This is a genomic window from Paenibacillus paeoniae, from assembly GCF_003388735.1.
In the GTDB taxonomy this organism is placed as follows: Bacteria; Bacillota; Bacilli; order Paenibacillales; family Paenibacillaceae; genus Pristimantibacillus; species Pristimantibacillus paeoniae.
On record NZ_QUBQ01000001.1, the window covers coordinates 1,509,416 to 1,524,139 of the forward strand.

12 protein-coding genes are annotated in these 14,724 nt (G+C 49.3%); 9 read left to right on the top strand and 3 right to left on the bottom strand.

The window, feature by feature from the left end:
- The first annotated feature begins 112 nt into the window (after positions 1-112).
- The 7 genes from DX130_RS06790 (at position 113) to DX130_RS06820 (ending at position 9,207) form a co-directional block, all read left to right on the top strand.
- Positions 113-1,609: a spore germination protein gene (locus DX130_RS06790; RefSeq protein WP_116043839.1), complete on the top strand. Its 1,497-nt coding sequence runs from the start codon at positions 113-115 to the stop codon at positions 1,607-1,609.
- A complete protein-coding gene (locus DX130_RS06795) occupies positions 1,606-2,802 on the top strand; it encodes a Ger(x)C family spore germination protein (protein ID WP_116043841.1) in 1,197 nt (398 codons plus the stop codon). The genes DX130_RS06790 and DX130_RS06795 overlap by 4 nt, the downstream gene beginning before the upstream one ends.
- Positions 2,792-3,892, top strand: a complete 1,101-nt coding sequence (locus tag DX130_RS06800) for a GerAB/ArcD/ProY family transporter (protein ID WP_116043843.1) — start codon at positions 2,792-2,794, stop codon at positions 3,890-3,892. Before DX130_RS06795 ends, DX130_RS06800 begins: the two co-directional genes overlap by 11 nt.
- Positions 3,889-4,092 carry a hypothetical protein gene (locus DX130_RS06805; protein WP_116043845.1) on the top strand — a complete coding sequence of 68 codons (204 nt, stop codon included), beginning with the start codon at positions 3,889-3,891 and terminating at the stop codon, positions 4,090-4,092. Before DX130_RS06800 ends, DX130_RS06805 begins: the two co-directional genes overlap by 4 nt.
- A 699-nt stretch (positions 4,093-4,791) precedes the next feature.
- A complete protein-coding gene (locus DX130_RS06810; RefSeq protein WP_116045784.1) occupies positions 4,792-6,156 on the top strand; it encodes a lytic polysaccharide monooxygenase in 1,365 nt (454 codons plus the stop codon).
- Positions 6,157-6,305: 149 nt separating this feature from the next.
- A complete protein-coding gene (locus tag DX130_RS06815; RefSeq protein WP_116043847.1) occupies positions 6,306-8,297 on the top strand; it encodes a Na+/H+ antiporter in 1,992 nt (663 codons plus the stop codon).
- A 244-nt stretch (positions 8,298-8,541) separates the two neighbouring features.
- The gene (locus tag DX130_RS06820) at positions 8,542-9,207 is read left to right on the top strand and encodes an SDR family NAD(P)-dependent oxidoreductase (RefSeq protein ID WP_116043849.1); all 666 of its coding nucleotides are present in this window, start codon (positions 8,542-8,544) and stop codon (positions 9,205-9,207) included.
- Between the two features lie 77 nt (positions 9,208-9,284).
- On the opposite strand, the gene DX130_RS06825 is transcribed toward DX130_RS06820, so the two are convergent.
- A complete protein-coding gene (locus DX130_RS06825) occupies positions 9,285-9,860 on the bottom strand; it encodes a TetR/AcrR family transcriptional regulator (protein ID WP_116043851.1) in 576 nt (191 codons plus the stop codon).
- Positions 9,861-10,042: 182 nt separating this feature from the next.
- Here DX130_RS06825 and DX130_RS06830 point away from each other — a divergent pair, with 182 nt between their 5' ends.
- Positions 10,043-10,783 carry an SDR family oxidoreductase gene (locus tag DX130_RS06830; RefSeq protein WP_116043853.1) on the top strand — a complete coding sequence of 247 codons (741 nt, stop codon included), beginning with the start codon at positions 10,043-10,045 and terminating at the stop codon, positions 10,781-10,783.
- Between the two features lie 198 nt (positions 10,784-10,981).
- On the opposite strand, the gene DX130_RS06835 is transcribed toward DX130_RS06830, so the two are convergent.
- Positions 10,982-12,244 (bottom strand): glycoside hydrolase family 19 protein, encoded by a 1,263-nt coding sequence (locus DX130_RS06835; protein WP_240644330.1) that lies wholly within the window; start codon positions 12,242-12,244, stop codon positions 10,982-10,984.
- Between the two features lie 355 nt (positions 12,245-12,599).
- Between DX130_RS06835 and DX130_RS06840 the strand changes: the two genes are divergently transcribed.
- On the top strand, positions 12,600-13,355 hold the full coding sequence (locus DX130_RS06840) for an arylamine N-acetyltransferase family protein (protein WP_116043854.1): 756 nt from the start codon (positions 12,600-12,602) through the stop codon (positions 13,353-13,355).
- A 90-nt stretch (positions 13,356-13,445) separates the two neighbouring features.
- Here the strand turns inward: DX130_RS06840 and DX130_RS06845 are convergent, their stop codons facing one another.
- Complete coding sequence (locus tag DX130_RS06845) at positions 13,446-14,666, bottom strand: MFS transporter (protein ID WP_116043856.1); 1,221 nt, start codon at positions 14,664-14,666, stop codon at positions 13,446-13,448.
- Between the last annotated feature and the right edge of the window lie 58 nt (positions 14,667-14,724).

Here is a 14,724-nt window from a genome sequence, read left to right on the forward strand (position 1 = left end):
TTTAAATTTCTCTAGTTCTACACTATGAGTGGATGATCTCTATGTGTGCATATTCAAAACCTGGTTGGACATAATGGAAGAAGATTACTGTTGACGAATGGGAGCTTCGCGTATGTCAAATCAAGATCCGCATCAGGTTCAGGAACTTAGCTATGACCACCATGACCCGCCCGCATTTATCGAATGGCTGAGAAATACGCTGCATAACCCGCCGGATCTTACGATCCATTCGCTAGTTGTAAGTCCGGATATTCCTTGTTATATCGTGTTTCTGGAAACGTTGACCGATAAAAACAAGATTGAAAAAGAACTGCTTTCATTTTTGACCGAAAAAGTATCATTGGAAGATAATGACTCGCCTGAAATTAGGCAGAACATTTTGCAGAAAAGGATGCCGTTCAGCTCGATCGCTTGCACCACAGATCTCAAGCTATGCGTAGATAGCCTGCTTAAGGGTACATGTCTGGTTATACTGTCCGGTTCTCCCGAGATTATTATGGTCAGGGTATCTCAGAGCAGCCACAGGGACGTATCGGAGCCACTGACAGAGTCTACGGTGCGGGGGCCCCAGTTGGGATTTACCGAAGAGCTGTCCAGCAATCTGTCCCTGCTTCGCAAACGGATCAAAAATGTACATCTGCATATAGAGGGAGTCGTTGTCGGAACGGAAACGGAAAATCATATTGCGCTGCTTTTCCTGGACAATTTGGCTTCTGATGAGGTAGTAGAGGAATTCCGTAGACGTCTTCATGCTGTGAAAGGGGACAGTGTGCTGGATAGCGCTTATGTGGAGGAATGGATACAGGATCGCACATTTTCACCGTTCTCTACACTGCTGAGCACTGAACGACCGGATATTGTGACGGCTCATCTATTGGAGGGCGGCGTAGCCGTGCTGGTGGATGGCAGTCCTATTGCGCTTGTGGGGCCGATTACACTGTTTCAATTTTTTATTGCCCCTGAAGACTACTATCAACGGGCGGATATTGCGACCCTGCTGCGCTGGGTTCGTATCTTATCGTTTATGCTATCCATTTTCGTTCCGGCTCTGTATGTCGCTGTCGTATCCTATCATCAAGAACTGCTTCCCACATCGTTGCTGATCAGCATTGCAGGACAACGGGAAGGCGTTCCATTCCCGGCATTCGTGGAGGCGACTATTATGATGATTACCTTCGAGGTATTGCGGGAGGCTGGACTTCGCATGCCGCGCATAGCTGGACAGGCGATATCCATCGTTGGCGCGCTGGTGCTTGGCCAAGCGGCTGTAACGGCAGGGCTTGTCTCTACGGCTATGGTAATCGTCGTGGCGATAACGGCCATATCCAACTTCGTGGCACCGTCGTACAGCTTTGGCATTACGCAGCGGCTTCTTCAGTTTTTCTATCTGATGATGGCGGGTTCAATGGGACTGTTCGGCGTGTTATGCGGCGTGCTATTTACCATTGTTCACCTAGCATCGATCAAATCTTTTAACGTTCCCTATCTGTCGCCTGTGGCGCCTGCAGTCATATCCGATTGGAAGGATGTGCTCGTCAGGGTGCCTCGTCCGTGGATGAAGAGTTATCCGCAAACCAATCAGCCGAAGAAGGGAAGGAGGTTTTCATGAGATCGGTATTCCGGAAGCTTGCACTGGCCGGAATCGTGTTATGTACGCTGACGGGATGCTGGGATCGGACCGAAATCAACGAGCTGGCGATCGTTGGTTTGGTCGGATCGGAGGAGAATGCGGATACTGGCAACACAATCGTCTACTATCAAATTGTCAATCCGGCAGCTTTCGCCCATGATTCGGGCAGAGGAGGCACTTCCCCGGTCTACACGTACAAGATAGAGGGGAAATCAAGAGGAGAGATGGGCCAAAAGTCCGCCGAGAGCTTGCCGCGCAGGCTGTTCACTGATCACTATCAGACCCATATCGTTACCGAGAAGCTTGCCAGTAAAGGGCTGCGGCCGTTTCTTAACTTCTACGAACGGCAGTATAATCGACGCTCCAGTCTGCTGCTGTTCGTTACGGATTCCAAGTTATCCGATGTCTTGATGACCTACACCCCGCTGGAGCAATTGCCTGGCCGCACGTTGCGGTCCCTTGTGTATAACACGAACAGGGCGACCGGAAGAATCAGCATGAAATCGAGAGTGAAGGATTTAGTTGATAATATGGAATCCTCCACGTATACGGTTCTGCCAATTATCAGCCTGCGGGACGATAAGCCAATTCTGACAACCAAGCGCTTCGAGACGATTGAGGCTAACCGCAGCAATCTAATTCTCAGTGGTGCCGCGGTATTCAAGCAGGACCGGATGATCGGCAAGATCGGGCTGCGGGAGAACGGCTATTACAACTTATTAAAAGGCGAGACGAATAGCTTCTTTCAATCGATTAAGCTGGACAGTCTAAGCATCGACTTATCCGCTAACAAAATCAAGGTGCAGCAGAGCTTGACCCAAACCGATGGAGTGCCGGTATGGAATGTGAGGATTACGGCCAATTTGGCCATTCATAACAATGAGCAGACGGAGAAGCTTTCGTGGGAGAACTTATCCCGGATAACGGAGCAATTCAACCAAGAAGTAAGCGAAACAGCGGGAGGACTTTTTCAGAAATCGCTTAAGAAAGAGTGGGATCTGTTCGGTCTGGCGGATAAGATCAAGTACAAGCGCGGAGGGGCGTGGAAAGCGATTCAGGGAAATAAGGATGCCTGGAAAGAAACCAAGCTCAAGCTTACTGTCACTAGCTCAGTGAATGATGTTGGAGAAATTATTGATCCGTACAAGGGGGGACTGTCGAATGGAAAATAACAGCATGACAGTATGGCAATTTTTCGTTCTGACCTTGTCCTTTCTTGCCGGGACCTCCTTCTTTTTCCTGCCGGGAGGGCTTATTGCAGTCGCCAAGCAGGATGCCTGGATGGTTCCGCTATGGGCAGGCGCTGCAGGAGTGATGGCGGCGTTGATCTGGCTCAAGCTTGCCCGGCAACATCCTGGATTGTCCATTATTCAGATTTGCACCAAAGTAGCGGGTAAGCCAATCGGAGGTTTGTTCGCTATTATGTACATCTCCTATTTCATTCAGCTGTCGGTGTTCATTACCCGTAATGTCGGCGACTTTATGAAACAGACCTTAATGCCCATAACGCCGCTGACTATGTTCCATGTCATGCTACTTGTAATCTCGGCGTATGCGGTTGTCAAAGGAATCGATACCATTGCCAGATCATCGGAACTGCTGTTCATTATTATGGCGATTACCTTTGTGCTCATTTTCTGCATGGCGCTGGTTGCGTGGGACTGGAGCCGGTTCCAGGGCAGCTTTAGAATGAATGTCTGGGAGACGCTGAAGGAGACACGATACATATTCGGCTTTCCTTTTTTGGAGGCGCTTGTGTTTTTAATGCTGTTCCCATTCGTACAGTCCAAAGTGAAACGAAGCTTTATTTTGGCCATTGTAGTCGCAACGCTTCTGCTTAGCGTAACGACCTTTTTTACAATAGGCGTATTGGGCGTTCCCCGTGCTTCTCATGATACGTACCCGTTGTTTGTCATTGCTCAGGAAGTGCATGTCGGGACATTTTTTGAGCATTTGGAATCGACCATTGCACTCATTCTACTGGCAGCTATCTTTATCAAATTGTCTATCGCTTATTATTGCTCTGTGCTGGGGCTATGCCAGCTGTTCCGCATTTCAAGCCGGCTCTGGGTGACACTGGCGTTAATCCTGCTTATATCCGGATTGTCGCTTGGCTATGATAACGTTGTCGAAAATATTGAATTCAGTCAAAGATACGATTTTGAATATACATTGCTATACAGCGTATTTATTCCGTGTCTGCTGCTGTTCGTTACGTGGATTCGGAAGAAAGTGAAACGCCGGGAGGGGACGGCTTCATGATTTGGTTTATCTTCATGTTCATAATCATGCTGGGCGGTATCCTGACGATTATGATTCGCAGCCGCACTGCTGCCAGGGAGATCGTTCTGGTGACCAGTCTGCTGCTGCTTGGATTTGCGGATTGGATCAGCATCTTTATGAATCATAAATTCAAGTCGAGTAAAATTATTGCGATTCTGATTGATTGGGTCGGGCTGTAGGGTAGTTTGTCAGCTTTTCGGGCATATCCAATTTTTTTCAAAAATAATAGTACACAAATAGTAGAATTTGCATTATAATAGAATTATTCTAAACCCTCAGCAGGAATCCGAACCAGGACCTACACTCTGTATCCGGTTAGATTCAGCTAGTTCAACCCCACAATCTTTCCGCAACCATACACCAGATTCATTTCAATTAAACCGAACAACACTCCAACTTCTGATCTTGCTCTCTACCTTCCACATTCCCTCCAATAATCGGACCACCATTTGCGATCGGCAGCTGTTCAGATCGAATCCCTTAACATGCCTAGCTTTACTCTATTTGAATCCGCACTGGAATGATAGCGTTTACAAGAGTTCATAGTGATTTTGGCTGCACCAAAGTAAATGATTCCATACAAATCTCATCATGTTCATCCCGTTACCCGTTACATACAGCAACTGAGCTTGCTTTCACGCGTACATGCGATGAACCCGTTCCAACTCGATTGTGCAGCATGTTCTTATGCGGTATATAAGCTCTTCTTGAGTTTATATAAATCGGTTGCAAAAGGGGGTTGGTCTATTTCGTTATGCTTCACTACTAGGTTTGGCCGTTAAGTAGAGAGGAGGCAGCTCGAACTGTATGCTCCGTAAGATGTGTAGGAGAAAGGTGGACAGCCATACCAACCTAAAACCCAAGGAGGTAATATGATGATGGTTCAAGAGCGTATGAATTTAACTCTCATAAGGCGCGTTCTGCTGATTAGCGGTGGTCTGTTGCTGTTTTTCGCCAGTATGCTTATTTTCGCCAAGTCGGTCTCTGCCCATGGATACGTGGATAGTCCCGCAAGCCGGGCGATCCAGTGCAAGAATGGCTTGAATACCAATTGCGGCAACATTATTTATGAGCCGCAAAGCCTTGAAGGTCCAAAAGGCTTTCCGGCAGCAGGTCCAGCGGATGGCCAAATTGCCAGTGCGGGACTCGCGGCCTTCTCTAACCTCAATGCGCAATCTTCAACTCGTTGGAACAAAGTGAATATGACTAGCGGTTCGAACACGTTTACTTGGAAATTTACAGCACGTCATTCATCAACAAGCTATCGCTACTTCATCACAAAGTCGGACTGGAATCCAAATGCGGCTCTAACTCGCGCTCAGCTTGAACTGACGCCATTCTGTACAGTTAACGCTAACGGAGCGCAGCCTCCGGCAACGCTGTCGCACACTTGCAACGTACCAGCCAGAACAGGTTATCATCTTATTCTTGCTGTATGGGATATTGCCGATACGGTAAATGCATTTTACAACGTGATTGACGTTCAGTTTAGCGGATCTAATGGTCCATCGGATACCGTTCCTCCAACAACTCCGTCCAATCTGACAGCGGGTTCGGTAGGTACGACGACAGCTGCGCTTTCATGGGGAGCTTCGTCGGATAATGTCGGGGTAGTCCGCTATGAAATTTATTCCGGCTCCAATACTTCGCCGATTGCTACAGTACCGGGCAACCAGACTAATGTAAGCTTAACCAACCTGCTTGCCGGTACGACTTACAATTTCACGGTGCGAGCCTTCGACGGCGCGGGCAACCGTTCATCGGCGAGCAATAACGTCCAGGTGACAACGGTTGCGGCTCCGAACGATACGACACCGCCTACCAATCCAACGGGACTTCATGTGATGGGGACGCCAGGCTCCACTTCGGTGTCGCTGATGTGGAATGCATCGACCGACGCTAACGGCATTGCAGGCTATCGCATCTACTCCGGCAACACCGTTGTGGCCACTGTAATCGGCACTGCAACGGATAAGGTTGTAACGGGTTTGTCGCCTAACACACAATACACGTTCACGGTAAGAGCGTATGATCCGTCGAATAATGTGTCCGGCAACAGCAACGCCATTACGGTTACGACGGCACAAGGACCAACCGCAACGGCATGGGCGCCGAATACGTATTATGCGGTCAATACACTTGTATCCTACAACGGCAGGGTCTACAAGTGCCTTCAGGCGCACACTTCGCTGACAGGCTGGGAGCCTAGCAACGTTCCAGCACTGTGGCAGTTGCAGCCTTAACGTTCTCAGAATATGCTTAGCCCTCGTTCCTCCTATTGGAGGGGCGGGGGCTTTTTACTTATTCAACTGGCTAGTTGGAGCATAATTGCGGGATGGAATCAAATAATAACCGTCTAGCCAATTGGTTTGTTAAGCAAAGGAGCATAGGTATGGAACTGTTTTTACTCGTCTTTATTATGATTGGTTTGATCGGAGTATCGAATGTGCTGAATCGCTTCGTCCCTTTTATTCCTATTCCATTAATTCAGATTGCGCTTGGGATGGCGATTGCGCTCATTCCCCTTGTGGAGCACTTGGAGCTGAATCCGGAATTGTTTTTTGTATTGTTCATTGCGCCATTGCTATTCAACGATGGAAGGCGAACACCTCGGAATGAACTGTGGCAGCTGCGGGCGCCGATTCTGCTGATGGCGCTGGGGCTTGTTCTTGTTACTGTGCTTGTTGCGGGTCCGTTCATCCACTTTCTCATACCGGACATTCCACTTGCCGCGGCGTTTGCCCTTGCCGCGATCTTATCACCTACCGATGCAGTTGCCGTCGGTTCGCTGGCAGGACGCATCCGGCTGCCATCCTCCATTATGAGGCTGCTTGAAGGGGAGGCGCTGATGAACGACGCTTCGGGACTGGTTGCCTTCAAATTTGCAATTGCAGCAGCTGTGACAGGGGAGTTCTCAGCCATGCATGCAACCGTAAGCTTTTTCCTTATTGCGGTGGGAGGATTTGCTGCAGGAGCGATTATGGCCTTTCTGATCATTTGGCTTCGAGTATATTTGCGGCGGCTCGGCATGGAGGATGTAACGGTACATATGCTCATTATGATTATGACACCTTTTCTGATTTATTTGGTGGCGGAAGAGCTGGGCGTTTCGGGAATATTGGCAGTTGTGGCAGGAGGGATCGTACATGCAATCGAACGGGATCGCATTCAAGCGGCTTCCGCAGAGCTAAGGATCGTATCCGAGAGCACCTGGACCGTTATATTGTTTATTCTGAATGGCTTGGTATTCGTCTTGTTGGGGCTTGAGATACCGCATGTCGTATCGGTTATTATCAAGGATGAAGCGTATCGGAATGGTCTTGTTGTAGGGTACATCGTACTCATCACAGCAGTGTTGCTGCTTCTGCGGTTCATCTGGGTATATTTGTTCGCTTCCGGCCGGAAGCTGCAGGACGCCTTGCTTACGTCGTTGTCGGGTGTGCGAGGTGCTGTAACGCTGGCAGGTGCCTTCTCTATTCCACTAATCGTCGCGGGAGGAAGCGTCTTTCCTCAGCGCGACTTGATCATTTGTCTGTCCGCAGGCGTCATCTTGCTGTCGCTGGTGCTGGCCAGCGCCGTACTGCCGTTTCTATCCCGAAGTCCACAAGCAGAAGCGGATACGGATGAAGGAATCTCGGAGAACCAGACTCAGATCAAGGTGTTAAAAGCGGGCTTGAAAACCGTACGCGATCATATGAATGATGATAACCGAGCGGCTGCGTTAACTATTATGTCTCAGTATCAGCAAGAGCTGCACTGGCTCAAGAGCAAGGAGCGGGGCAAGCTGGCAGATATGCAGAAGAAGACATTGGAGATGAAATTGCTCGCTCTGCGGACGGAGGCGAAGACGGTTCGCCGCGAGCTGGAGGAAGGGCAGCTCGATACGGAGGTTGCTGATGTATGCCAATATGCGCTTAGGCAGACGGAAGCGGCGCTTACGAATCGGCTCAAATTTATGTTCTCTTCTGTGTTGTTCACCATTCGCCATTTCATCAAGAAAAGCATCTACTCTCATCGCAAAAACAATTGGACGAAGGAAGAGCTGGAGCAATACAAAGAAATCAAGCTTCAATCCATCCATGACGCAGTAGAGAAAATAAAGGCATGTACGGACGACTCGAATCGTGAGGCAGCCATGTCGGTTATCGCTCATTATCGGCAGATTGAAGATTTCATTCGATCTGGACATGTAAAGCTGTCCCTGAATGATGAACTGCAAGAACAGAAGAAGGAGCTGCAGGCGAAGGCTATCCAGAGCGAGCGCAACGAGATCCAGACGTTATATGAGAGGGGAGACATTGACCGCGCGATGACAGGAAAGCTCCGCTTGTATATCAATTTCCGTGAAGCCAGTCTTTATGAGAATGAAAGCATGGAGACGTAGCAGGTTCAACGATACAGATATCTGTCAGCTCTGCCAGACGAAAGTCATCCTCAAGGATCTGCTGCAACTGAACGCTCACAAGATGGCCAGCCTCCTATAGAAGGATCAGGCTATAAGACGAATGCAATCAATAATTCCGATTGGATAACAAGGGATAATGATGCCATAATGAAAGTACAAATCCTGTAGTTCTTACGAATGCAATTCGTTGATGCATAATAAATTCGTGGAGGGAGTATTTCATATGAGCAAGCAATCGGCTGTTATTGTAGGAGCGGGTCCCGGAATCGGGCTAAGTGTGGCAAAAGCGTTCGGCAATAAAGGATATCGCGTTATTCTTGTATCACGCAAGTCGGAATCGCTGAATCAGCTGGTGGAGGAATTGGTATCAGCCAACATCGAAGCCTACGGCGTGCAAGGAGATGCGGGCGACACGGAATCCATCGGTGCAGCTTTCCAGCATATTAAAGCGAGCTACGGCGCGCCTGAAGTATTGGTCTATAATGCGGCGGCGCTTCAATCCGGCTTGCCGACCACACTGACACCAGATCAGCTTAGTCGGGAGCTGACGGTCAATGTGTCAGGCGCGCTTGCCAGCGTACTGCAAGTCATTCCCGGCCAGGAAGAACTGGGCCGTGGCACGATTCTGTTCACGGGAGGGGGCTTTGCCCTACATCCGTCAACCAAATACGCTTCCCTATCCCTTGGCAAAGCGGCTCTGCGAAGCCTGGCCTTCTCCTTGGGCGAGGAGTTAGCGCCCAAAGGCATTCACGTAGGCGTTGTTACCATCGCGGGTTATGTGGCGAAGGATACGTATTTTGATCCGGATCGAATTGCCGAGGTATATTGGGACCTGCACGCCAATCGCCAGGGGCATGAAGTCATTTATCAGGAGACGCAAGCGTCCTGAATCGATTAGAGCCTCCAGAACAGTCTGGAGGCTCTTTATTTTAGGATAGCTATAAATGTAAGATCCCTCCCGTTGCATCAGACAGGTATAGAGACCTCGTTTTTTTCGAAAAGCTTAAACATCTGCTCCGCCATATAGGCGGGTGGATACGGCATCTTGTTCTGAATCCACCACTCCACAACGCCGATGAAGGCTGAGGCGACAAACTGAGCATTCAGCTCATCATTGATCTCCGACGGAACTGTGTTGTTCTTCAGCTTGTCCCTGACACTGTCTGACATGAACTGAACCAGTCGTTCCCTGAACATAGAAGCTTGTTGATTGAAGAGCAGCGACGAAAAAAAAGAATAGTTCTCTTCAAAATAAAGGAATACCGGGCGAAGATCATGGACAAGAGGGGTTGCAGTCTGTGCTTCGTGATTCTGACAAAACGAAAAGAGTTTATTCAGATGCGATTCAATGCATTTGTCCAGCAGGTCGTATTTATCGCTATAGTGCAAATAAACGGTCCCGCGATTGACATTAGCCTTATCTGCAATATCGTTAATGGTGATGTGCTCCAGCTCTTTCTCCGCAAAAAGCTCCAGAAATGCTTTAACGATGGCTTCTCTAGTGCGTACGATCCGCCGATCCGTCTTTAATTTCGTTTCCATTTTGGTCTATTGCCCTCCACTTATTGAACATGATCATGCTTAATGTTGCATATGGGACAAAACCGCATACATTAGCGATTGAAAAAAGGGGTCGTCTCGCTATAATAATAATCAACGGCCGTTAAATAATCAACAACGATCCATTAACATACATTTGTTTATAAAAGGAGAGAGACAACAAGATGGAGAATTTGAAAGAAAAGGTTGTACTAATTACAGGAGCATCTAGCGGGATCGGGGAAGCAACAGCCAGACTTCTGGCACGGCATGGGGCCAAAGTCGTGCTGGTGGCGAGAAGAGAGGAACGCCTCCATAGGATTGTTGAGGAAATGAAGCGGGATGGCGGGCAGGCTGCCTATGTGACAGCGAATGTAGCGTCCAGAGAAGATATGCAGCAGGCTGTGGAATTTGCAAGCGAGCGCTATGGACGAGTTGATGTATTGGTGAACAATGCAGGGATCATGCCGGTATCCAGACTTCACGATCTGAAGGTCGAGGATTGGGATCAAATGATTGACGTTAACATAAAAGGCGTATTGAACGGCATAGCTGCTGTGCTGCCAACAATGAGAACGCAGAAGTCGGGACATGTGATCATTGTATCTTCCGTTGCGGGTTACGAAGTCAGCCCTACCTCTGCCGTCTACAGCGGCACGAAATTTGCAGTTCGAGCCATTGCGGAAGGGCTTCGCAAGGAAGAATCCCAAGAATCGCGCATTCGATCCACCATTATTTCACCGGGAATTACGGACACCGAGCTGATGCAAACCGTGTCCAGTCCGGAAGTTCAAGCGATGGCGGAGCAATTGAAAGGACTGGCTATCTCGCCAGACAGCATTGCCAGAGCGATTGCTTTTGCAATCAACGAGCCCGAGGACACCAGTGTTAACGAGATGATTATTAGACCGACTTTGCAGCCCTGAAGCGTTTGGGTAACGAATGGACGTTGGCCTCTCTATGTGAATAGGGGGGCTTTTGTGTGTTCGCAGTCATTTCCGATTAAGAAAGGACAGACATACGACTGAGCGAGTGGCCGCACGTCTGTCCATTCAACTTATAACGTAGGAGAATCGTAGTAGAACTTAGTTTATGCTAGCGTAGTATGTCCCAGCAGTTCTTCATTAGCAGGTAAGGTTGCCGCCAGTCGAGACACCCAGAATGTTGGCGAAGTTCGTGAAGTAATTGACTCGATTATTGACGGCTGTCGGATTGCCGCCATTACATTCCAGCGATCCGTTAATCGTACGAATCGTTTGTCCGAAGCCTGAGCCATTGACGATGGCATTATGCGAGGTCATGACGCCTGCTCCTGTCTGTGTTACCCAGAACCAGAGCGCGGTTCTCCACGCGACGGATGCATCTTGTGCGACCAGATCAGGATTGCTAAGCAGCGGAAGACCCAGTGCAGCGCCTGCTGCGCCATAGTTATAATTCCAGCTTAACTGAATTGGACCGCGTCCATAATATTGCTTGCCAGGCGCGCATGGGTATTGCGTGTTGGCTGTATTACAGTAGTGAGGATAATTGGCTGTGTTCAATTCAACGACGAATTGAAGATGTCCTGTTTCTTGGGCTACGTTGCCTAGGAATGCGGCTGCTTCCCGTTTCTTGATGGTGTCGCTGCCTGTGTTGGCGAAGGCAGGATAGGAGGATAAGGCTGCTACTAAGCCGGAGTACGTATAGAAGGAGTTGCGATTAGGGAACATTTGATTGAATTGAGCTTGGGAGACGACGAATCCGCTTGGATTGGGATTGGTTGTGCCGTTTGGCGTACACGCCTTGCTGGCGCTTTGTGGAGAAGAGACGACTGGAGATGAGTTGGCGTTCTGCGCTGCAACCGTATAGGTGTAGGTGGTTCCATTCGATAAACCGGAGTCAATTGTCGATAAGCCGCTAGCCCATCTGTACCAGCTGCCGTTCCGGTATACGTCGTACCCAGTTGCATTGGCTACCGAATTCCAGCTTAAGCTGCAGGTAGCGCTGGATGCGCTGACATTCAGCGTTGGAGCGGATAAGGAACCGCCTCCGCCTCCGCCAGCACTTGGCGTACATGTCCTGCTGACGCTTTGCGGTGAAGTTTCGATCGGAGTTACATTGGCATTTTGCGCGGCGACCGTGTACGTGTAAGTGGTGCCGTTCGATAATCCCGTATCGGCGGTCGAGAGTGTATTGACCCATCTGTACCAGCTTCCGTTCCGATAGACATCATAGCCATTTGCACCGGATATTGCGTTCCAGCTTAAGTTGCATGTTCCGCTTGAGGCGGTGACGTTGAGTGTGGGGGTAGCCAAGGCCCCAAAGGCTGTAAGCGAGTATAAGGGGACGCTTCCTATTACGATGACAATAATTAATAAAAACTTAACAACGCTGCTTTTCATTTTCATTACATATCCCTCCCAAAAGTTATGATGATGTCGGACGATCCAATCTAAGCTGAGTGAATCATACCTCGCTCATAACGGTTCGTTCATTCTCACTCCTTTCACAGGAAGAATCTATGAAGTTAAAGCGCTTGCAGTTAAATAATAGTATAGTATTTTCCTTTTATCAATTGTGAATTATTGATGAAGTTGCGATTAACTGCATTAAGGAATACCGTTAATCCTATAAATGTTCGTGATTTACAACACATGACAGAAGTATTCATAGGGATGTTCCCGTATGCTCCAGAGTTATTGTAGTATAGGGTATAGGAAATAGCGGATCAGATGGGATAACTCTTTAGATGGGGGCAAAGAAATGGACATTCAAGCGTATTTGCAAAGAATCGGATATACAGGGAGACTGGACGGTAGTGCCGAGATGCTGGCGGAGCTTCAGGAGTGCCACTTGCAGTCGGTTCCTTACGAGAACATTGACATTATACAAGGAGTGCCGGTTTCGCTGAATGTCGAGGACATCTATCGCAAAATTGTGGAGCGCCGCAGAGGCGGCTACTGTTTCGAATTAAATGCTCTATTCGGCTGGCTCTTGCGTGAACTTGGATATGACGTAGTGGATCATTTTGCGCGTTTCTGGAGGGACGAGACCGATTTGCCGCCAAAACGGAGACATCATGTGCTGCTCGTCACGATCGGAGATTCCCGTTACTTATGCGATGTAGGAGTAGGGGGAATCATTCCGATTCGACCGCTTCTCTTGATAGAAGGGCTGGAGCAGCCGCAAAGGAATGAACGCTACCGGCTTGACCGCGATGAGTATTATGGTTGGCTGCTAATGGAGAAGAAGGACAGCGAGTGGTCGAGACTGTTTTCTTTCACGGAAGAGCCGCAGCTCTCCAAGGATTTCCTGATGGCCTCCTACTGGTGTGAGCATGCTCCGGATTCGATCTTTAAAAATGTGAAAATGCTAGCCATTCAAACGAAGGAAGGACGCAATACGATTGCGGGCGATGAATTCCGATTGTTTACGAAGGATGGCGTAAGTGCCTTCACCCCAACATCCAAAGAGGAATATAACGAAGCGCTTAAGACGCACTTCGGCATCTGGATATAATCGCGTTCGGAAGTGTTGGCAATAGAGCTGTCCTCAGTCAGAAATGACTTCGGTACAGCTCTTTGTTTTTATGCCAGCAAGGACAGGTTATCAGGCTTGCCGCCCCATAATCGTAGAGTCTTTGGGCAGGAATAGTGCAAATAAGCCAAGTAGCGGCAGGAATGCGCATACTTTAACCATCAGCTCTACGCTATGCGTATCCATCAGCCAACCCATAACGACAGAACCTAGTCCGGCAAGACCGAAGGAAAGACCGAAGAACAGACCGGCGATTGTACCGACATGGCCTGGAAGCAATTCCTGCGCATAGACGATAATGACCGAGAAACCAGACATTAGAATAAGTCCGATCGCAATGCAGAGCAGAATGGCACCGGTTGGACCTGCATACGGGAGCAGCAGGGAGAATGGCGCTGTACCCAGAATGGAGAACCAGATGATGCGTTGTCTGCCGAACCGGTCTGCAAGCGGCCCGCCCAGGAACGTGCCCACCATACCGGCGAATTGAAGGGCGAACAGTACCAATTGGGCTCGTTCGAGAGGCAATTGATAGGTTTCCATATAATAAAAGGCGTAGTACCCGGTCATGCTGGCCAAATAAACGAACTTGGAGAACAGCATCATAATGAGAATACCGAGTACACATGCAATAAATGGCTTGCTGAATCGTTTGGCGGGATGGGCCGAGACAGTTGCTTTACGCTTAGCGACTGCAGCAGCCGACGTCTGCTTGCGATACCATTTGCTGATCCGGTATTGGATGAATATGCCGGCGATGGCGAGCAGTGTGAACCATAGAAATCCTAGCTGCCCTCTTGGGCTGATGACAAAGGCAACCATAAGCGGCGCAATGGCCTGCCCGGCGTTCCCGCCTACCTGAAAGACGGATTGGGCGAATCCTTTGCCCCGGCCTGCCGCCAGATGGGCGACACGAGACGATTCCGGATGAAGTACGGATGAGCCAACCCCGATTAGTGAAGCTGCCAACAGCAGAATGGCGTATGAGGGTGCGATTGCGAGCCCGATCATACCGAGCAGGGTGAATACCATGCCCAGCGGCAGCAGAATGGGGAGCGGTCTCCGATCTGTGCAAAGCCCAATGAGCGGCTGTAGAACGGAAGCGGTAATGTTCAAGGTGAACGCTACCCAGCCGATCTGAACAAAGCTCAGTTGGAGCTGCTGCTGGAAGATGGGGAATACGGCGGGTACGACGGATTGCATCGCGTCGTTCAGCAGATGCGCCATGCTGACGCCGAGCAAGACGGTCATAGCCGTCTGGTTGGCCCGAAGGGCCGGTGCGGATTGCGACATGATTCTCAACTTCCTATCTGGTAGATTTAGAATTCATCATAGCGGATAGGAGCATCCC